At 67.7% G+C, this 20,832-nt stretch carries 13 protein-coding genes; 4 read left to right on the forward strand and 9 right to left on the reverse strand.

Translation table 11 applies throughout. From position 1 onward, the window contains the following. Positions 1 to 11: 11 nt before the first annotated feature. Positions 12 to 3,299, reverse strand: a complete 3,288-nt coding sequence (locus AC4AMJ_RS15545) for an AfsR/SARP family transcriptional regulator (RefSeq protein WP_489913147.1) — start codon at positions 3,297 to 3,299, stop codon at positions 12 to 14. 60 nt (positions 3,300 to 3,359) lie between these two features. Between AC4AMJ_RS15545 and AC4AMJ_RS15550 the strand changes: the two genes are divergently transcribed. Continuing rightward, a complete protein-coding gene (locus AC4AMJ_RS15550) occupies positions 3,360 to 3,878 on the forward strand; it encodes an SRPBCC family protein (RefSeq protein WP_489900244.1) in 519 nt (172 codons plus the stop codon). 328 nt (positions 3,879 to 4,206) lie between these two features. Here AC4AMJ_RS15550 and ilvA read toward each other — a convergent pair whose 3' ends face one another. Genes ilvA through AC4AMJ_RS15565 form a run of 3 tightly spaced genes read right to left on the reverse strand, consistent with a single transcriptional unit; the run spans position 4,207 to position 9,182 of the window. After that, on the reverse strand, positions 4,207 to 5,406 hold the full coding sequence (gene ilvA / locus AC4AMJ_RS15555; RefSeq protein WP_489900243.1) for a threonine ammonia-lyase: 1,200 nt from the start codon (positions 5,404 to 5,406) through the stop codon (positions 4,207 to 4,209). 47 nt (positions 5,407 to 5,453) lie between these two features. Continuing rightward, positions 5,454 to 8,411 carry an ATP-binding protein gene (locus tag AC4AMJ_RS15560; protein ID WP_489913149.1) on the reverse strand — a complete coding sequence of 986 codons (2,958 nt, stop codon included), beginning with the start codon at positions 8,409 to 8,411 and terminating at the stop codon, positions 5,454 to 5,456. A gap of 18 nt (positions 8,412 to 8,429) precedes the next feature. Next, complete coding sequence (locus AC4AMJ_RS15565; protein WP_489900241.1) at positions 8,430 to 9,182, reverse strand: PIG-L deacetylase family protein; 753 nt, start codon at positions 9,180 to 9,182, stop codon at positions 8,430 to 8,432. 155 nt (positions 9,183 to 9,337) lie between these two features. Between AC4AMJ_RS15565 and AC4AMJ_RS15570 the strand changes: the two genes are divergently transcribed. Further along, complete coding sequence (locus AC4AMJ_RS15570) at positions 9,338 to 10,408, forward strand: methyltransferase domain-containing protein (RefSeq protein ID WP_489913151.1); 1,071 nt, start codon at positions 9,338 to 9,340, stop codon at positions 10,406 to 10,408. Between the two features lie 66 nt (positions 10,409 to 10,474). Here the strand turns inward: AC4AMJ_RS15570 and AC4AMJ_RS15575 are convergent, their stop codons facing one another. Both AC4AMJ_RS15575 and AC4AMJ_RS15580 read right to left on the reverse strand, forming a co-directional pair. Then, positions 10,475 to 11,647 (reverse strand): cystathionine gamma-synthase, encoded by a 1,173-nt coding sequence (locus AC4AMJ_RS15575; RefSeq protein WP_489913153.1) that lies wholly within the window; start codon positions 11,645 to 11,647, stop codon positions 10,475 to 10,477. A 9-nt stretch (positions 11,648 to 11,656) separates the two neighbouring features. Next, positions 11,657 to 13,051: a cystathionine beta-synthase gene (locus AC4AMJ_RS15580; protein WP_489900238.1), complete on the reverse strand. Its 1,395-nt coding sequence runs from the start codon at positions 13,049 to 13,051 to the stop codon at positions 11,657 to 11,659. A gap of 136 nt (positions 13,052 to 13,187) precedes the next feature. Here AC4AMJ_RS15580 and AC4AMJ_RS15585 point away from each other — a divergent pair, with 136 nt between their 5' ends. Both AC4AMJ_RS15585 and AC4AMJ_RS15590 read left to right on the forward strand, forming a co-directional pair. Then, the gene (locus AC4AMJ_RS15585) at positions 13,188 to 14,114 is read left to right on the forward strand and encodes an SGNH/GDSL hydrolase family protein (protein WP_489913155.1); all 927 of its coding nucleotides are present in this window, start codon (positions 13,188 to 13,190) and stop codon (positions 14,112 to 14,114) included. Positions 14,115 to 14,301: 187 nt separating this feature from the next. Further along, complete coding sequence (locus tag AC4AMJ_RS15590) at positions 14,302 to 15,525, forward strand: acetyl-CoA C-acetyltransferase (RefSeq protein WP_489900236.1); 1,224 nt, start codon at positions 14,302 to 14,304, stop codon at positions 15,523 to 15,525. 125 nt (positions 15,526 to 15,650) lie between these two features. Here the strand turns inward: AC4AMJ_RS15590 and AC4AMJ_RS15595 are convergent, their stop codons facing one another. The 3 genes from AC4AMJ_RS15595 to AC4AMJ_RS15605 all read right to left on the reverse strand — a co-directional run bounded on the left by AC4AMJ_RS15595 (position 15,651) and on the right by AC4AMJ_RS15605 (position 20,648). Next, positions 15,651 to 17,156, reverse strand: a complete 1,506-nt coding sequence (locus AC4AMJ_RS15595) for an MDR family MFS transporter (RefSeq protein WP_489913157.1) — start codon at positions 17,154 to 17,156, stop codon at positions 15,651 to 15,653. A 225-nt stretch (positions 17,157 to 17,381) separates the two neighbouring features. Beyond that, positions 17,382 to 18,239 (reverse strand): Bax inhibitor-1/YccA family protein, encoded by an 858-nt coding sequence (locus AC4AMJ_RS15600; protein WP_489900234.1) that lies wholly within the window; start codon positions 18,237 to 18,239, stop codon positions 17,382 to 17,384. 120 nt (positions 18,240 to 18,359) lie between these two features. Next, positions 18,360 to 20,648, reverse strand: a complete 2,289-nt coding sequence (locus AC4AMJ_RS15605) for an MMPL family transporter (RefSeq protein ID WP_489913159.1) — start codon at positions 20,646 to 20,648, stop codon at positions 18,360 to 18,362. Positions 20,649 to 20,832 lie beyond the last annotated feature (184 nt).

The raw sequence follows: 20,832 nt of genomic DNA on the forward strand, positions 1-20,832 counted from the left end.
CGCGCCCGGGGTCACCGCACGGCGCGTCGCGGCGCCAGGAGGGTCCGGACTTCGTCCACCGCCTGGCGCCGCGACATCGTCTGTGTCTGTGCCATCAGCGATTCCCACTGTGTGGGTGAGAGTCCGGAGATCTCGGCCATGTTCGAATACACGAAATGCAGGGCCGGGTAATCCTGTCGCGCGCCGAGCCGCCGGGACACCGCCAACAGACGCGGACCGTCGGTCCCATCCGAATCCGACTCGCAGAGCAGATATCCCGCGGCCATCGCCATCGATCCCGCCTGTGGCTGATCGTGCCAACCGATCGCTCCGAACGTCTCGTTGATCCCGGTTGCCAGCAGTGCGATGAACTCGCTCGCCCGCTCGGTCGCGCCGACCCGGACCAGCCCGGCAACCGATGTGCTGACGAGCATGACCATCCCCGGGTCCTGGGCGCCCAACGGATGATCGGTCTTGATGAGACGCGCTGCCCGCCAGAACAACTCCGCCGACCGTTCGACTCGGCCGCGCGCGAACTCCAGTTCGGCGTAGCTGATCATCATCGCCCCGATGACCTCGGGGTTGCCCTGCGGGTCGGGATCACCCGGCTCCCAGCCGTCGGCGACCACGTCGAGTTCCCTTGCGGCCTCGTCGAGCCGCCCGAGCGCCACGAGCGTGGCGACCAGGTAGCCCCTGGTCTGCAGCTCGTCGTCGCGCGCGCCGAGCCTCCTCAGATTCTCGATACCCTTGCGGTAGTAGCCGACCGCCGTCTGCCATCGCCCCTGCTGACCGTAGAGACTGCCGATGGTCACCTGTGTCATCGCCGACATCCACGTGTTGTGCTGCCTGCTCGCGATCTCGCTGAGCGCGAGACCGTCGGACAGTGCGTGGTCGAGGTTCCCGAAGTTCTCCCGCGCATTCATGCGGATCGACAGTGCCGCGGTGCGCACCTGCTCATCGGCCACGCGTGCGCCGCGGGCGACGAAGCGCATCGCCGCCAGCGGACTCTGACTCAGCGCACACGCGGAGATGAGATCGGTCGGCTCGACGTAGGTCTGATCGGGTCGATGGAGCCGCCTGATGTAGAACCGCCCGGTGGCCACGCCGCGGAGTTCCTTGCGCAGGATCAGGTGGGCCATGCAGGCGAGCACGGTGAATTGCCAGCGCCGACGCATCGCGTCGTCGAGATCGGTCGGCGGTTTCGGCAGCGCACTCAGCAGGCGCGACCCCCACGACATCACCTCACCGTGCAGTCCGCGGGCCATCCAGAACCCGGCGAGCACGGGGAACACCGAGATGATCGTGTCGACGGCCTCCGGATGTCGGGGCTCCGCCGCCCCGGCGACACAGCGGCGCAGCACCCAGACGAGATTGTCGACGTCGGCGGCGATCCAGGCGAAGAGCCGGTCGTCGACGGCGAGTCCGTACCGCGCCACCGCGGTGTCGGCGAAGTCGCGCGCCCACCGCGCCATCGCGCGATCCACCGCATCGGACTCGCCGACTTCGGATTCGCCACCATCGGCGCCGACCAGTTTCCCTTCACCGAACTCGCGGACCATTTCCAGCATTCGATAGCGGATGTGCGTCTCCGTCTCGACGACGGTCAGCAGCGATTGGTTCACCAAGGCCTCGAGGACATCGTCGAGGAGCAAACCCTGCTGACCCACCACCGCGGCCGCGGCGTCGGCGGTGAATCCGGCCGGGAAACGACACAGTCGCCGCATCGCGGCCTGCGCATCCGGCGTCAGCAGGTCCCAGCTCCACTCGATGACCGCATAGAGAGTTCGATGCCGATCGGGTGCCGTCCGGTCCGTGCCACGTAACAGCGCAAACCTCTCCCGCAGTCGCGCGGAGATCTCGGCCACGGTCATCGTGCGGATGCGCGCCGCGGCCAGCTCGATCGCCAGCGGCAGGCCGTCGAGGTGGCGACACAGAGTGGCAACCTCCTCACGCACCATCCGGGCGTCGGGCCGGATGGCGCGCGCCCGACGCTCGAACAACTCGACCGCCGCTCCCCCCACCCCCACGTCGAGAACCGGAAGCAGATAGATCCGTTCGGCGGCGAGCAGCAGTGGTGATCGGCTCGTGGTGAGGATCGACAACTGCGGTTCGGCGGCCAGCAGATCGGCGGCGACCTGCGCACACCTTTCGATGACCTGTTCGCAGTTGTCGAGGATGATCACCGCGTGCTGTCCGCGCACCGCATCGACGAGCCGGTCGGCGAGATCACCGACGGCCAGTCTCGGACGGCCACCGCCACCGATGTCGGTCTCGCCCACACCGAGTGCCGCCGCCACCGCCCCGACGACGTCGTCGTCGTTGCGGATCGGTGCGAGCGGTACGTAGAAGACCGGCCGGCCGGCCGAGGCGAACTCGTCGCCGACACGATGGGCCACCCTGGTCTTCCCGATTCCACCCGTTCCCTGGATGGTGACGAGGCGATGGCTGTCGAAGAGCGCGACGATCGCCGCGATGTCGTCATCGCGGCCGATGAGGTCGGAGGCCTCGACCATCAGTCCGACGGTCCGGCCGCGCTTGGGTCTCCCCGGTGGCTCGTCGGTCCGTCGGTGCGTCGTGTCGGCCGGAATCGATCGAGCCGAGAGCAGTTCGGCGTTGAGAGCGATCGTCTGCGGGCCCGGATCGGCACCGAGCTGTTCGGACAGGGAGCGTCGCAGACGTGCGAACACCGCCAGCGCCTCCGCGACGCGCCCTTCGCCCGCGTACGCGCGCATCAGGTCCACGTGCGCCGATTCGTCCAACGGGTCTGCACGGCATCGCTTGTCGGCGATCACACGGGCGGTGGTGAAGTCCCCCGATGCGAGTGCCGCACCGACGCGACGTTGGTCGAGCGTGTCACGCAGCCGGTCCGCGCGGCCGCGCACGTCGAGGTCGAGACCGTGATCGCCGTCGTCACCGAGATCGTCCCCGGGAATGCCGCGCCACCACCGCGCCGCCCGGTCCAGTCCGTCGACGTCGGGTCCGTCGATCAGGTCGGCGACGATCTCGATGTCGGTTCGGCAGCCGACGAGGCGGTAGCCGTTGGCCACTCCTTCCAACCGGCCGGGGCCGACGAGCGGACGAAGCCGCGAGATCTGGGTGTGCAATGCCGACATCGGGGACCGGGGCGGTTCCTCACCCCAGACGTCGTCGATGAGTCGCTCCGCGGACCGGGTACGACCGTCGGCCAGAGCGAGTGATACGAGCAACCGACGCGCGCGGATGCCGGGCACGGGAACCAGTTCATCCGGCTCGCCACGGCCCTCGCCGACGGCAACGGGTCCCAGCAACCCGATCACCGTAACGCTGGCGGACGCAGACACTCCGCCAGATTAGCGCCAGACGACCTCGCCGATCCGATGCGGACGTGTATGAATGAACGCATGGCGCGCAGCTACGCTCTCGAGTCCATCGACCTCGGCTTCTTCGACACCGCACCGGTGACGTATCGCATGGATGTGAATCTGCCGGTGACACCGCAGCGGGCATGGGCCGAGCTCACCCGGCAGAACACGCTCGACTGGTGTCGCGCAATCAAATCCATCGAGTTCACCTCTGATCCGCCGTACGGTGTCGGCACCATGCGACAGGCAACACTCGGCCCGGGTTTCGCCAATGTGTCCGAAACCTTCTTCGTGTGGGACGAGGATGCGGCGACGGGCAACTATCGCAATGCCTTCCACGCGGTGTCGGCGAACACGCCGGGCCTGAAGAGGTTCGGCGAGTTGACCGAGGTACAGCCCGCCGACGTCGGCTGCCGGCTCGTCTGGTCGTTCGCCATGGAGTTGTCGACGTCGGCGAAAGCGGTCACCGCGTTCTCCGGTCCGACAGCCGCAACCGTGTTCAAGACCGTCGAAACGGACACGATCCGGCATTTCGCGAAGCTGTCGCCACAGACCTGAGCAGGGCGACGGAACCGGTTTCGCGCCACGAGGGCCCCTGCGGCCGCCGAGCGATCCGAGGCGTGGTTCTCTCGGCGCGATTCGGGCGTGTCGCGGCCGGTCATCGATCGATCATCGGTCCCGCACAGACCGCAGAGCCGAACGCCTCCAACGGAAAACCACCCGTCAGCGGGGTGCTGTCGGCGCATCGCCGACGTCGGCCCGCTCGAGGGCGGATTTCAGCGGCGGCCATCAGCTCACCCCACCCCGCGTCGCACCAGCAACGACCCGATCCCCTCCGTCGGCGCGATTCGGGGTTCCGTCGGCGCGAATCGGGGTTCTCTCGACGCTACTCCCGCAGGAAGCCCGCCTCCGACAACGCGCGGCGCACCTCGCGTTGGTGCTCGGGTCCGCGGGTCTCGACACTGACCGTCACCGCCACCTCGTCGAGATACAGATCGTCGGCGACGCGAGAGTGGACGACGTCGACGACACTGGCTCCGTTGTCGCGCAGCAGCTCGAGTACGGCGATCAGGCCGCCCGGACGATCCGATACGGTCGCCGTCACGGTCAGGAACCGTCCCGCGGCGGTGAGCCCGTGGGTCGTCACATGACTCAGCAGCAGCGGGTCGATGTTGCCGCCCGACACCACGACGCACACCTTGCCGGACAACTCGAGATCACCGGCTGCCACCGCGGCGACACCGGCGGCCCCGGCCGGCTCGACCACGAGCTTGGCCCGTTCCAGCATCAGGAGCAGGGCAGTACTGATCGCCTCTTCGCTGACCGTGACGATCGAGTCCACCAGCTCGCTGACGTGCGCGAAGGGGACATCGCCGGGCTTGGCGACCGCGATCCCGTCCGCCATGGTGTTCATCGACGGTAGGGCCACCGGATGTCCTTCGGCCAGCGAACCCGGCCACGCGGCCGCCTGTGCCGCCTGCACCCCGACGATGGTGACCTCGGGCCGCCGGGCCTTGACCGCGGCGGCGATCCCGGCCAGCAGCCCGCCGCCGCCGGTCGGTACGACGATCGCATCGACATCAGGCATCTGGGTGAGGATCTCCACGCCGACGGTCGCCTGCCCGGCGACGATGTCGGGGTGGTCGAACGGATGAATCAACACCGCGCCGGTCTCGTCGGCGTACCGCTTCGCGGAGACCAACGCCTCGTCGACGGTCGATCCTTCCAGGATCACCTCGGCACCATAGGATTTCGTCGCAGCAACCTTCGGCAGAGAAGCGCCGGTGGGCATGTAGACCCGCGCCGAGATACCCAGCTCCTTCGCCGACCACGCGACGCCCTGCGCATGGTTGCCGGCGCTGGCCGCGACGACACCGCGGGCGCGTTCCTCTGCGCTCAGCCGCGAGATCCGCAAGTACGCGCCCCTCGGCTTGAACGACCCGGTGCGCTGCAGGTTCTCGCACTTGAGCCAGACATCGCAGCCGATGCGTTCGGACAGCACCCGGGACGCGACCATCGGGGTGCGGCGCATCACGCCGGACAGCGCGTTGGTGGCGTCTTCGATCGCAGCCGAGTTCAGCATCATGATCCGAGTATCCGCGTCGGGTCGTACAGATGCGTGCAGAAGCGCACTCACATCTCATCGAGTGTCGTGTCCGCAGCGATATCGCGAAGTTCCGCGGCCGCGCGGTCGAGCACCGCCTCCGTTCCCATCACCGCGACGGCCTGGTCCACGTCGGTCACCGACACATCGTCACCTGTCGCCGAAGGTTCGCCGAGCGGGGCGGCAGGATCGCGGCCGGCGCAGGCGAGGAGAAGCAGGGCGGTCTGCCCGCGGCCCGCCGATTCGAGCAGGTCGGCGGCATTGCGCGCGGTGGTCCACAGTTGTGTGAGTTGCCCGGACTCCCGCCATACGCCGAACAGATACGCGAACGCCCCTGCCGCTGTGGGCCGGTCACCGACTCTGGCCACCGATGCCGCGACACCGACTCGCGCGATACCGGCCACGAAGCTCGCACCGACCGTTTCCGCGGTATGGACCGCGCGTCGGTACAGAGCGAGGGCGGTGGACGGATCTCGGGCGGCGACGAGTTCGCCCTGCACGTAATCGAGGAATGCGTACTGCGAGGGCCCGGCGGACGCACCGAGCCGTGCTCGAGCATCCGCGAGCAACGTGGCCGCGCGCGCGTGGTCGCCGTCGTACGACGACGACAGAGCCGCGGAGGCGACATAGGCCGAGCCGATTCTCGGATCTTCGGTCGCGCTGCGCATCCAGTGCTCGGCGGCGAGGCGGTACTGACCGCGGAAATGCGCGACAGCGCCGATCGCGGCATGCGCCTGGGCCACCACGCTCCCACCCGCGTTGTCGCCGTGCACTCGGATCGCACGCGTGGCCAGGTCGACCGCAAGGTCGAACTCACCGATCAGGCGCGCCGCCTCAGCGGCTGCGGAAAGGACCTTGACGTGCCCGGGATGCCCGACCAGGTCCGGATCATCGGCGAGCTCGACAGCCCACGACCACAGTTCCCTGATGTTGCGCCATATGGCGAAGAGCCCGAGTGATGCCGTAAGTTGCACGAGGACATCGATGTCGGATTCAAGTAGCGCGAAATCTCTTGCCGCTCTGAGGTTATCAAGCTCGGCGCGCAACCGGCGATCGGCCTGGGACTCCGACGGCCCAAGCCACTGTTCCCCGACCTCGCGTGCCATCACGACACACCGATCGACGAAACGGGCCTCCGCCGCCCTGCGGCCTCCCACCGAGTCGAGTCGCTCCAGCAGGTACTGTCGCACGATGTAGAGAAGCCGATACCGCCCGTCCGTGTTGTCGAGGGTCACCAGCGAACTCTCGACCAGCCGGTGCAGGGACTCCATCGGATCGACCGGATGCTCGAGAGCCGCAGCGACGGCCTCGAAAGTGCGCAGGTCGACCCCGGCGGGAAACGGTGCGATCGCAGCGAGCAGTTCGCGGTCACCATCGGCGAGGAGATCCAACGAGATGTCCAGGCTCACACGCAGACTCTGCTGACGACGGTCGTCGACCCCCCGCCCGGTCGCCAGATCCAGTGCGCCATCCAGCCTGCGCGCCACGTCTGAGATCGGCATCACCGCGGCCTGGCGAGCGGCGAGCTCGATGCCCAGCGGCAGACCGTCGATCCGACCGAGCACCTCGAGCAACGACGACAGTTCGGATTCGGCGACATGATAATCCGGGACTCGTCGACGCGCGTGTTCGACGAAGGCACGGATCGCCGGCTGCCGCAACGCCGAGTCGAAATCGATGTTCTGGCGTGGAGTCTGCAACGGTTGCAGCCGCACCACGTACTCGGCCACCGACCCGAGCACCACCCGCGAAGTCGCGAGGATGCGCACCTGGGACGCGGATCGGTCGATGGCCCCGCACAGTTCGCGACACGGTTCGACGAGATGCTCGCAGTTGTCGAGCACGAGAAGCATCGGCTCGGGTGGCAATGCCTCCGCGATCACGTCGCTCGAACAGTCCGGGTCGATCTCCAGATGCAGCGCCGATGCCACCGCCTGCCCGACCCGTTCCGGACGGCTGACCGCCGCAAGATCCACCACGTGAACTGAATGGTCGGACAGCACAGTCGGATCGGACGCGATGTCCAGTGCAAGTCTGGTCTTTCCGACCCCGCCCAGCCCGGTCAACGTCAGGAGCCTCTGCTCGGTGAGGATGCGACGGACCTCGGCGCGCTCGCGGTCGCGGCCCACGAGCGGCCCCGTCGGACGGGTCGGACGGGTCGGGCGTCGGCCGGGCCGACCGACCTCCGTCGGACCTGCTGCGCGATCTTCGTCCGCGGGAAGCGCCGCCCCCGCGGCCACCTGGGCTTCCAGTTCGGCCAGGGCCGGACTAGGGTCCAAGCCGGTCTCGTCGGCCAGGCGAGCCCGGAAGCGCTGCCCGGCGGCCATGGCCTCGACCGGACGGCCGTCGCCGGCGAGCGCACGCATCAACAAACGCGTGCTGCTCTCGCGCAGTGGCGCGGCCGCCACCACGCTGGCGGCGACGGCCGTCGCATCGGCCGAACGCGTGCTGATCAGCCCGTCAAGATAGAGGTCGTCCATGCGCAGACGGAGTTCGGCGAGTGAACATCTCTCCGCTTCGAGTTCGAGAACGCCGGCGAACTCGGCAAGCGCGTCCCCGCGCCACAGGCGACGAGCCCTGGTGATCAACGCGAGGCGTTCGGCGGGCACCATCGGCGCAGTCGCCGCGGTGACCAGTCGACGCGCGATGGCAGCGTCTACCGCGTCCGACGCCAGGAGCAGCGTGTATCCCGCTGGTCGTAGCTGCAACTGTGCAGCGTGACCGCCCAGCTGACGACGCAGACGCGAGACCTGATTGTGCAGCGCCGCAGCGGGATCCTCGGGTGGACCGCCGGCCCACAGAGCGTCGATGAGCCGGTCGATCCCCATCCCGTCGCGGCCGGCCATCGCGAGCAGGGCCAGCAGCGTCCGCCGCCGCCTCCCCGGCACCGTGACCTCGATGCCGTCAACGCACAACTGGAGGGGACCCAACACACCCACCCGCACCATCGGGGCGGTGTCATCCCGACTCTCTCGTTGATCGCGCATCCTGTGACCGACCCGACCTCACTGCAACGTGTGCCCCGGATAAGCGTAGGTCTCGACCGAGACCCACGCTCGATATCGGTCCAGGCCGACTGCCTCGGCCAACTCCGCGGTCTGGGACCGCTGTTGCAGCAGTGCACTGACCTTGCGGTCCAGAGCCTCGCCACACAGGTCCACCCGTAGCACCACCTTGTCGACGCGGCATTGCCGTGGTCCGCCGAGCATCCACATGTCGAACTCCTGCGCGAGCTCGACCTCGATGGCGCGCCCGGACGCAACCGGATGCAGGATGACGGGGGAAACCCCGGAGACGTCGATCGCCCCGTGCACCCACCGGTTGACCGCCCGATGATCGGGGTGGCCGGTGACCCCATCCGGTCCGAACGTCAAGACGGTATCGGGCGCAACATCATCGAGCAGGTCGACGATCCGCTCGATCGGACCCGACGAATCGAAGCGGTCCATCTTCCCATCCGGCACGTTGAGCCAGTGATGCTCGTCGACACCAAGTGTGGCGAGAGCCGCCGACAGTTCGTGAGAGCGCACGGCCGCGAGTTCGACGCGTTCCTCTGGCGTGGCCAGATCGTCGGCAGACTCGCCGCGGCTCGCGGTCACGCAGACAACACGCTGCCCGCGATCGCGCAGCGCTGCCATCACACCACCGGCGAGATAGGTCTCGTCGTCGGGGTGCGCCCAGATCGACAACACGGTGCCGAGCCGCCGGAGGTCGAGCGTGAGGTCATCGGACGTTGCTGCCGGTTGTGTCGCTGTCATGCCCTGATGGTGGACAACGCCGCTGTCACCGCCCTGTCATCGGTCTCACCGGTGAGCCGACGTCACGAGGTCTCGGTGACAGTACCGGGACGGCGAAGCAGATCACGCTCGACCGAGACACCGAACGAGTGTCACCGAAAGGAAGTAGCGACATCATGACCACTACCTCATCTGCGCTGGATCTCGCGGCGGTCGAGGCGTTCGCCGGGAAGGTGAGCACCGACCTCACCCACGCGTATCACAGCATCAGCGTCTATCTGGGGGATCGACTCGGACTCTGGGCCGCCCTTGCCGGGATCGGCGAGGCAACCATCGACGATCTCGCCGAGCGCGCGGGCGCGGCGCCGCGTTACGTCGAGGAATGGCTGTGCGCGCAGGCGGCCGCCGGCTATGTCACCTACGACCCGACCACCGAGACATTTCGACTCCCTGCAGAGCATGCGATGGTATTGGCCGAGGAGACCAGTCCGGCCGCCATCGTGGCGGGCTTCGAGGTCGCGGCCTCGGTGTGGGCATCCGTCGATCAACTCGCCCACGCATACACGACGGGCGAAGGCGTGGCCTGGGATGCGCACGACTCGCGCCTGTTCACCGGCGTCCAGCGTTTCTACGGAACCATCTACCGAGCTTCTCTGCTGACGGAGTGGGTACCGTCCATCGACGGGCTCGAGGATCGACTCCGAGTCGGAGTTCGCGTCCTCGACGTCGGATGCGGCCTCGGCGTCCCCACCATCCTGCTCGCAGAGGCATATCCGAACTCGACATTCGTCGGCGTCGACTCCCACGAGGAGTCGATCGTCCAGGCGCGGGCGGCCGCCGATGCGGCCGGCGTCTCCGATCGAGTCCGATTCGAGGTCGCCGACGCGCAGACCTACCGCGGGAACTACGACGTCGCGTTCTTCTTCGACGCACTGCACGACTTCGGCGAACCCGTCGATGCGCTCGTGCATGCACGATCGATGATGAACGCCGGTGGCGAGGTGATCGCTGTCGAGCCGTTCGCGCACGACGACCTGGCCGACAATCTCGCCAACCCTTTGGCGCTGCTCTTCTATTCGGGCAGCTCATACCTCTGCGTCCCGCATGCCGTCGCCGACGGTGGTACCTCATTGGGAGCGCAGGCGGGACCCGCTCGGTTGCTCGACACCTTCCGTGCTGCGGGACTGGAGTCGGTGAGAGTCGCCGCGACAACGACGTCGAACCTGCTCTTGGTGGCGAACGTCTGACGCCGCCGAGTCCCCGGGGGCCTCACCACAGAGGTGGTCAGGCCCCCGGTTCGACGCGGTTATCCGTCAGCCGAGCGCGTTCTCGAGATCACCGAGGAGATCGGCGATGTCCTCGATCCCGACCGACAGCCGCACCAGGTCGGCCGGCACCTCGAGCAGCGAACCGGCCGTCGATGCGTGGGTCATCGCACCGGGGTGTTCGATGAGCGACTCGATACCGCCCAGCGACTCGGCGAGGGTGAACACCTCGGTCCGGGCGCAGAACTCCTGTGCGGCAGCCTGTCCGCCCTTCACCCGCACCGACACCATTCCACCGAACCGACGCATCTGCTTACCCGCGACGTCGTGGCCGGGATGTTCGGCCAGGCCGGGATAGAGCACACTGTCGATCTTCGGGTGCCCCGACAGGAAGTCGACGACCTTCTCGGCGTTGTCGCAGTGCCGGTCCATGCGTACGGCGAGCGTCTTGATGCCACGCATCGTCAGATAAGCGTCGAACGGCCCGGGCACCGCGCCGGCACCGTTCTGCAGAAACGCCACCGCCTCGTCGAGTTCCTCGCTGTTGGTGACGAGCGCTCCCCCGACGACGTCGGAGTGGCCACCGAGATACTTCGTCGTGGAATGCAGGACGACATCAGCTCCGAGCGTGATCGGCTGCTGCAGGTACGGCGAGGCAAAAGTGTTGTCCACCACCAGTTTTGCGCCCGCCTCGTGGGCCACCGCGGCGATCGCCTCGATGTCGCCGACGTTGAGCAGCGGATTGGTCGGTGTCTCGATCCAGACGAGCTTGGTGGCCTGGGTGATCGCCGCGCGCACGGCGTCGACGTCGGACACCGGCGCGGGCGAGTAGGTGATACCCCACTGCGAGAACACCTTGTCGATGAGCCGGAACGTACCGCCGTAGGCGTCGTTGGGGATCACCAGGTGGTCACCGGGACGCAGCGAAGCGCGCAGCAGAGCGTCGGTGGCGGCCATGCCCGACGCGAACCCCCGTCCGTAGGTGCCCTTCTCCAAGGCCGCCAGGTTGGCCTCGAGTACCCGGCGGGTCGGGTTGCCGGTCCGGGCGTACTCGAAACCGTCGCGCAGGTTGCCGACTCCGTCCTGGGCGAAGGTCGAGCTGGCATAGATCGGGACGTTGACCGCCCCGGTCCGCGGATCCGGCTCGTACCCGGCGTGGATTGCCTGGGTCGAAAAGCCTTGCCAGCGGGACGAATCGGCAGAACTCTGCTTCTCACTCACGGTGTGTTCCTATCCGACGATCGGGTGACTGGAGACAAAGGACAGCAGGTCGTGGCGGGTGATCACACCGATGGGCTTGCCGTCCTCGACCACCATCAGGGCGTCGGACTCCGACAGAGCCTTCGTGGCCGCCGACAGCGGCTCACCGGAACCGATGAGTGGGAACGGGTCCCCCATGTGTGCCGAGACCGGATCGGCCAGGCTCGCGCGTCCCTCGAACACCGCGCTGAGCAGATCACGTTCGGTCACCGCACCGGCCACCTCACCGGCCATCACCGGCGGTTCGGCACCGACGACCGGCATCTGGGACACGCCGTATTCACGCAGGATCTCGATGGCGTCGCGCAGGGTCTCCTGCGGGTGGGTGTGCACCAGGTCGGGCAGGGCGCCGGTCTTGCCGCGCAGCACGTCGCCGACGAGGGACTCCTTTGCCTTGCCGTCCAGCGGGCTGCGGAGGAATCCGTAGCTGCTCATCCACTCGTCGTTGAAGATCTTCGCCAGATAGCCGCGGCCGCCGTCGGGCAGCAGCACCACGACCACGGCGTCGGGGCCCTCACGCTCGGCGACCTGCAGGGCGGCGACGACCGCCATCCCACACGAGCCACCGACCAGGAGGCCTTCCTCGCGTGCGAGACGCCGGGTCATGTCGAACGAGTCGGCGTCGGACACCGCGATGATCTCGTCCGGGATCGACGGATCGTATGCGGTCGGCCAGAAGTCCTCGCCGACTCCCTCGACCAGGTACGGACGACCCGTGCCGCCCGAGTACACCGATCCCTCCGGGTCGACGCCGACGACCTTCACCTTCCCGCCCGAGACCTCCTTGAGGTAGCGGCCGGTGCCGGTGATGGTGCCACCGGTGCCGACGCCGGCGACGAAATGGGTGACCTTGCCCTCGGTGTCGGCCCAGATCTCTGGGCCGGTGGTCTCGTAGTGACTCTGCGGACCGGCCGGGTTCGAGTACTGGTCGGGCTTCCAGGCGCCGTCGATCTCGTCGACGAGGCGATCCGAGACGCTGTAGTAGCTGTCGGGATGCTCCGGCGGCACCGCGGTCGGGCACACGACCACCTCGGCGCCGTAGGCACGCAGGACGTTGCGCTTGTCCTCGCCGACCTTGTCGGGGCACACGAACACGCACTTGTAGCCCCGCTGCTGTGCCACCAGCGCCAGACCGACACCGGTGTTGCCGGAGGTGGGTTCGACGATCGTGCCGCCGGGTTTGAGCGCCCCGGACTCTTCGGCTGCCTCCACCATCCGCACGGCGATGCGGTCCTTGCTACTGCCGCCCGGATTGAGGTACTCGATCTTTGCTGCGACCAGGCCCGAGCCGGGTTTGGTCACCGAGTTGAGCTTGACCAACGGGGTGTTGCCCACCAGGTCCACGACGTGATCAGCGATACGCATACCGTCCATGGTCCCAGAGTCGCGGAAAGCGATCGGAACCCGGGATGGAATCGGACTCCGGCCATCTGTGGCGGGGACTTCGTCCGGCCCGCGACTAAGCTGGGCGCCGTGTCCGAGATCCAGTGGCCAGGTCGTCATGGACAGCAACCGACTGCTGCGTGACGTCGGCGCCACCGTGGCGGCGACCGCGGCGAGCGCAGGCGCCTCGTGGGCGGCCTACAACTACCTCAACGGTCAGGCCGCCGAGGCGCGCACGGTGATCCCGCATCGCACCGACGACGCCCCCAACGGCGACGGCCTCTACCTACCGGACGGCACCGGGCCGCACCGGTACACCCGAGACACCGAGTTCGATCTGTACCTGGTCGTGTTCGGGGATTCGACGGCGGCCGGCCTCGGCGTGGACACCGCGGATCAGACGCCCGGCGTCCTGGTCGCACGTCGGGTGGCCGCGGAGACCGGGAAGGTCATCCGCTACGCCAACAAGGCCATCGTCGGCGCCACCTCCAAGGGGCTGGCCGCACAGGTCGACGCGATGCTCATCACCCGCGAGCGCCCGGACGTGGCGGTGATCCTGATCGGCGCGAACGACGTGACCGCGACCAACGGCATCCTGTCGTCGGCGCGGCGGCTCGGCGAGGCCGTCACGTTGCTGATCGACAACGGCGCCGAGGTGGTCGTCGGGACCTGCCCCGATTTCGGTGTCATCACGGCGATCCCCCAGCCGCTGCGTTCGGTACTGCGCCGCTGGGGCCTTCGGTTGGCGGCCGCGCAACGCAGCGCGGTGCGCGCCGCAGGCGGCAGGCCCGTGCCGATGGCGGATCTGCTCGCGAAGGAATTCCTCGCCAAGCCCGAGCACATGTTCTCGCCGGATCAATATCATCCGTCGGCCGCCGGATACGCGCTGGCCGCCGACATTCTGATCCCCGAGGTCCTCGAGGCCATCGGCGAATGGGGCCCGGTACCGCTGCCGCAGCCACCCGAGGTCTCCGAGTCCGTCGAACAGAATCGCGTCATCAGCCGGGTGCGACGCCTGGTCGGACGAAGTCCCGACCGTCCGTAGAGGCCAGGCGGACGAAGTCCCGACCGTCCGTAGAGGCCAGGCGGACGAAGTCCCGACCGTCCGTAAAGGCCAGTCGGACGAAGTCCCGACCGTCCGTAGAGGCCAGGCGGACGAAGTCCCGACCACTGACGAAAGCGCAGTCGGACGCGGACCGAACCAAGCAGGTGCTAGGGGGTAATCTGACCCCATGCCTGAAGCAGTGATCGTCGCCCATGCCCGCTCCCCGATCGGCCGTGCCGGAAAGGGATCCCTCAAAGACGTCCGCCCCGACGAACTCTCCCGTCAGATGGTGGCGGCAGCCCTCGCCAAGGTTCCGCAACTCGACGTCGCCGACATCGAGGACATCCACTGGGGCATCGGTCAGCCCGGTGGCCAGGGCGGCTACAACATCGCTCGCGTGATCGCCGTCGAACTCGGCCTCGACCACGTGCCGGGAGTCTCGGTCAACCGCTACTGCTCGTCGTCGCTGCAGACCACGCGGATGGCGATGCACGCCATCAAGGCCGGCGAGGCGGATGTGATCATCTCGGGCGGCGTGGAGAGCGTCTCCAGCTTCGGCGTCTCCGGTGGCGCCGACGGCGCACCGAACTCCAAGAATCCCGTGTTCGACGACGCCATGGCCCGCACCGACAAGACCGCCGAGGGCGGCGCCGGAGCGTGGCACGACCCGCGTCAGGACGGCTTGATCCCCGACGTCTATATCGCCATGGGGCAGACGGCGGAGAACGTCGCGAGCTTCACCGGCATCTCCCGTGAGGATCAGGATCGTTGGGGTGTGCTGAGCCAGAACCGTGCCGAGGAGGCCATCAAGGCCGGCTTCTTCGAGCGCGAGATCGATCCGGTAACACTGCCCGACGGTACGTCGGTGACCACCGACGATGGTCCCCGCGCGGGCACCACCTACGAGAAGGTGTCCCAGCTCAAGCCTGTGTTCCGGCCCGACGGCACCATCACCGCCGGCAACGCCTGCCCGCTCAACGACGGTGCGGCCGCGCTGGTGATCATGAGTGACACCAAGGCCAAGGAACTCGGCCTCACCCCGCTGGCCCGCGTCGTCGCGACGGCGGCCACCGGGCTGTCCCCCGAGATCATGGGCCTCGGACCGATCGAGGCGATTCGCAAGGTGCTGCGGATCGCGGGCAAGACGATCTCGGACATCGACCTCGTCGAGATCAACGAGGCCTTCGCCGTGCAGGTGCTCGGTTCGGCGAACGAGCTCGGCATCGACCACGACAAGCTGAACGTCTCGGGTGGCGCGATCGCGCTCGGCCACCCGTTCGGCATGACCGGTGCGCGTATCACCACCACGTTGCTCAACAACCTGCAGACCCACGACAAGACCTTCGGCATCGAGTCGATGTGTGTCGGTGGCGGGCAGGGCATGGCGATGGTGCTCGAGCGCCTCAGCTGACCCGGCTTCCCGGCGGCCGACGCCGCTCACCCAGTTCGTTCCTGCTCATCCGTCCGGGTGCGCGGGAACGAAATGGGTGAGCGAAATCGTCTCAGACGGGGTCAGGTCTCACACGGGGTCAGGTCTCACACGGGGTCGGGCAGCTGGGTGTCCGGCACTTCGGCCCTCTGTTCGACCGGCGCATCGGCGGGCTGGGCGACCGTCGGTTTGCGGACGAACAACACGATCACGATCAGCACGAGGCTGAGCAGGCCCGCGACGGTGAAGACGCGCTGCACGCCGTGGCTGATCGCCTCGGTCTCCGCCACGCCCGCGCCCTGATCTGCCGTCGACACCACGGTCATCACGGTGATGAACAACGCGGTACCCGCGGCGCCGGCAACCTGCTGGAAGGTTCCCAGCACCGCCGAACCGTGCGAATACAGTCGCGGCTCCACAGATCCCAGGGCGAGCGTCATCAGCGGCGTGAACGTCGCGGCCAAGCCCAGACACAACAGCGCATTGGCGCCGAGCAACAACCACACCGTCGTCGACGGGCTCACCCCCACCAGCATCCACACCCCTGCGCTGACGGTGAGCGCTCCCGGGATCGCCAGCACCCGCGGTCCGCGCAGGTCGTAGATGCGGCCCACGATCGGGCCGGCGAGACCCATGATCAGACCGCCCGGCAGCGTCAGCAGGCCGGTCGTCAACGGGTCGAGCCCGAGGACGGTCTGCGCGAAGTAGGGCACCACGATGAACGTGCCGAGCATGGTCGCCATGGCCACCACCATCGCCGCCATGGCCAAGGAGAACTGTCCGGAGCGGAACACCCGGAGATCCAGCAGTGCGCGGTCACTGCGTTGGAGCACGAACTGACGGCCGATGAACGCGCCCAGCGCCAGCACACCGATGGTGAACGGAATCCAGACGGGCACCGCGGAATCAGACTCGGCGGACTCACCGATTCCGGCGAGTCCGTAGACCAGACCGCCGAATCCCAGGACGGCCAACGGGATCGACCAATAGTCGATCGGGCTCTTCGTCCGTTCGCCGACCGGTCGCACGAACACCGCGCCGAGGATCAGCGCCGCCGCCGCGATGGGGGCGACGAAGCCGAAGATCCATCGCCATCCGAAGTGATCGAGGATGAAGCCGGACACCGTCGGGCCCAGTGCCGGGGCCACGGCGATGACCACCGAGATGTTGCCCATCATGACGCCGCGACGCTGCTCGGGGACCACGGTCATGACCGTGGTCATCAGCAGCGGCAACATGATCGCGGTTCCGGTCGCCTGGACCACCCGGGCGAGCAGCAGGACTTCGAAACCGGGCGCGGCGAAGGCGATCACGGTTCCGGCGGTGAATGCCGACATCGCCGCGACGAACAGGGTGCGGGTGCCGAAACGTTGGATCAGGAATCCCGTCAGCGGGATCACGACGGCCATGGTCAGCATGAAGGCGGTGGTCAGCCACTGACCCACGCTGGGCGGGACGTCGAGGTCACGCTGCAGCACCGGGATCGCGATGGTCATCACGGTCTCGTTGAGGATGACCACGAACGACGCCACGAGCAGCACGGCGATGACGAGCAGGTTCTCGCGGGAGAGGCGCGCCTCGGAGGGCGGAGGCGGCAAGGGGGCAGCGGTCACGGAATGTCCTTCCAGGGAGGAACATCAGCCTGTCGGCGATGGCGTCTGATGATGTGACTCGGTTCGACGACGAATCTCATCGGCCGTCGTGACGCTGCTCAGCACATGGCAGGCAACGCTACCGACATCGCCGCGAGGACGTCGACTCAATTTTCGGCGGCACCGGCCCGGACACGACGAAACCCCGCACCGTGGCAGCGCGGGGTCTCGTCGGTGTCGGAGCTCCTAGTCGGAGTTGAAGTAGCTCAGCAGGCGCAGGATCTCGACGTAGAGCCACACCAGGGTGACGGTGAGGCCCAGTGCCACACCCCACGCGGCCCGCTCGGGGGCGCCGGCACGGATCAGACGGTCGGCGGCGTCGAAGTCGAGCAGGAAGCTGAACGCGGCCAGCGCGATGCACACCAGCGAGAAGATGATCGCCAGCGGACCGCCGTTGCGCAGTCCAAAGCCTTCCCCGCCATTGAAGAATCCGATGACCAGGTTGCCCAGCATCAGCACGATGACGCCGATCATGCCGGCGAACAGCATCCGGGTGAAGCGCGGGGTTACGCGGATCGCGCCGACCTTGTACACGAGCAGCATGCCGAAGAACACACCGAACGTGCCCAGAACCGCCTGACCGATGAGCGCTCCGGCGGAGGTGTCGTCGGCGACCACCATGTTCGCGAACACGAACGAGATGGACCCGACGAACAGACCTTCGAAGGCCGCGTAAGCGAGCACGATCGCCGGGTTGTCCTGCTTGCGCCCGAAGGACGCGACCAACACGAGCGCGAGGCCGCCGAGCGCGCCGACGAGCATCAGCGGCGAGGCCAGCGCGACGTTCGAGTTCACCGCGAAGTAGGTGGCGATCGCGGAGATCGTCAGCACACCGAGCGTGATGGCGGTCTTGGTCACGACGTCGTCGATGGTGAGTTGGCGGCTGACCGCGGGCGCCTGACGCGTGTACGGATCGGTCGGCCGTCCCTGCTGGTTCCACATGGCACCCTGGCCGGCGGCGGCCGTCCCGGCGCCGAAGCCGGCGTAGCCGGTCTGGTTATCGCGGACCACGCCGCGCATAACCGGATTGCTGCTCTCTCGCACCTGTGTGCTCCTTCGTGCTTGTTGGTCTGCAGTGACAACGGGTACAGATGCCGTCGAGTTCCGACTTTACCTTCTCTTGACTTTCGTGTCGTGCGGCAGCGGCCGGTTGCGGTCCACAGCTCACCCGATGCGCGGCGCGACCGGATCCTTCTCGTCCGGCCCCGCGAGGCCTTGCCGATCGCCTGCGGTCACGGCGGGCCCCTCGGACAGGCCGATGCGGTCGTGCAGTCGCCGCAGCGGCCCCGGCGCCCACCAATTGAGGCGGCCCGCCAACCGCATGAACGCCGGCACCAGCAGCATGCGGATCAACGTGGCGTCCATCAGTACCGCAAGGGTCAAACCTACGCCGAACATCCGCATGAAGGAGACCTCGGACGCGACGATACCGGCGAAGACGATGCTCATCAGCAGCGCCGCGGCGGTGACCACCCGTCCCGTGCGCGCCAACCCGACCGCGACCGCATGATCGCTGCTGGATTTGCTCCGGTCAGAGGCCAGCCACTCCTCCCGGATACGACCGAGCAGGAACACCTCGTAGTCCATCGACAGTCCGAACGCGATACAGAACATCAGCACCGGGATGGTCGCGACGAGGTAGCCGGTCGGGGTGGTGCCCAGCGCACCGAGGTGACCGTCCTGGAAGAACCAGACCATCGCGCCGAACGTCGCCGACAGCGAGAGCACGTTGAGGACGAGCGCCTTCAGCGGCAGCACGACACTGCCGGTGAACAGGAACAGCAGGACGAATGTCGCGGCCGCGATGATGGCCAGTACCCAGGGCAGGTGAGCGTAGATGGCGTCGACGGTGTCCTTGTTGGTGGCCGCGAGCCCGGTGAACAGCACCTCGGCACCGTGTGGGGGTTCCACGGCACGCAGGTCGTCGAGCTGGGCCAGCCCTTCGTCCCGCATCGGTTCCACCGCGGTCGACACCGTGATGATGGAGGTGTCACCGCGGGTGTCGGCCGGGTCGCCGGGGGCGACGGCCCGACCATCGACGAACGCTCCCGCCGACGACGCCGCCGCGTCGACGCGGTCGACTTCCGACAGTGCCGACGTGTATGCCGCAAGACTCTGCTCGTCGGCGACACCTGTGACCACGATGGTCACCGTCGACGCCATGTCGTCGGCGAAGTCCTCCCGAATCTCCTGTTGGATCGCGTGTGACGAGGCCGACTCGGGAAGGACGCGATCGTCGGGGAACCCGAACCGGAGTCCGAGGAACGGCGCGCCGAGGACCAACAGGAATATCGTTACGACCAGCGCGACGGGCGCCGCGTGGGCCATCACGAACCGGACCAATCGATACCATCGCGACTCCTCGATCGGCCGCTGGGGCGGTGGCGGCCGTCGCAGCAACCGCCGCGCCAGTCGTCGGACGTCGAGCGCGTCGACCCGCGGTCCGAGAACCATGAGCAGCGCCGGGGTGAGGATCAACGCGGCGAGCGATGCCACCACCACGACACCGATCCCGGCGTAGGCGAACGAGCGCAGGAAGTACATCGGGAACACGATGAGCGCGGTCAACGACAACGCCACGGTCAACGCCGAGAACGCCACCGTGCGCCCTGCCGTGGCCATGGTCGTCAGAATCGCGGCGGGCCGCTCGGCGCCACCGGAGACCTCCTCGCGATAGCGGGTCACGATCAGCAGCGTGTAGTCGATGGCCAGCGCCAGGCCCAGGGCCGTGGTGAGGTTGAGGGCGAAGATCGAGACGTCGGCGAACTCGGAGATGAGGCGCAGCAAGGCGAACGTGCCGACGATGGCCACGAGGCCGATGACCACCGGCAGCGCGGCGGCCACCAACCCACCGAACACGACGATCAGCACCACGAAGCTGATCGGGATCGCGATACCCTCCGCGACGGCGAGGTCCTTGGTGGTCTGTTCGTTGACCTGGTTGAACACCAGGGCAAGGCCGCCTACCCGGACGGAGATCCCTTCTCGCTCACCGGTGAAGGCCTCGGCGATCTCCTTCGCGTATGCCGGGGCGTTCTCCTCCCCACCATCGATCGCGATGACGATCAGGGCCGACGTCGCGTCCTCGCTCACCAACGCCGATGCCATGTTCGGGTTCTGCCAGACCGACAGGATCGGACGCTGGACATGGTCGATTCCCTCGAGCTCGCCGACGATGCCCAGGCCGACCTCGCGTGCGGTCGGATCGGTTGCCATGTCCATCCCTGCCGGACCGTCGAGTTTCACGACCACCTGCATGCCACCGCGGTCGAACGTGTCGGACAGGATGTTCTGGGCTCGCGTCGATGAAGCGTTCGGATCGCTGTAGCCACCGGCGAGGAGATGCGACGCGGCGCCGGCTCCGTACAGCCCGGCGAGCACGAGCAGGAGGACTGCAACGCCGAGGACGACACGCGGCGCCCGGATGATCAGCTCGGTCGACCTCGCCAACATGGGTGCTCCCGACGGTTTGATTGCGAGCGTTGAGCATCGGCGCCGCCGACGCTGGTCAATTGTCCCATCTCGGACCACGGAGCCACAGTCATCGAATCGGTCGACCGGATCTCGTCGACTCCGCCCGCCCGACGCCTGGAACGTGTTCTAATTCTCTCCGCCCGACCCCTACTCGCCCACGGGA

This window comes from Gordonia sp. LMA484 (genome assembly GCF_058129505.1).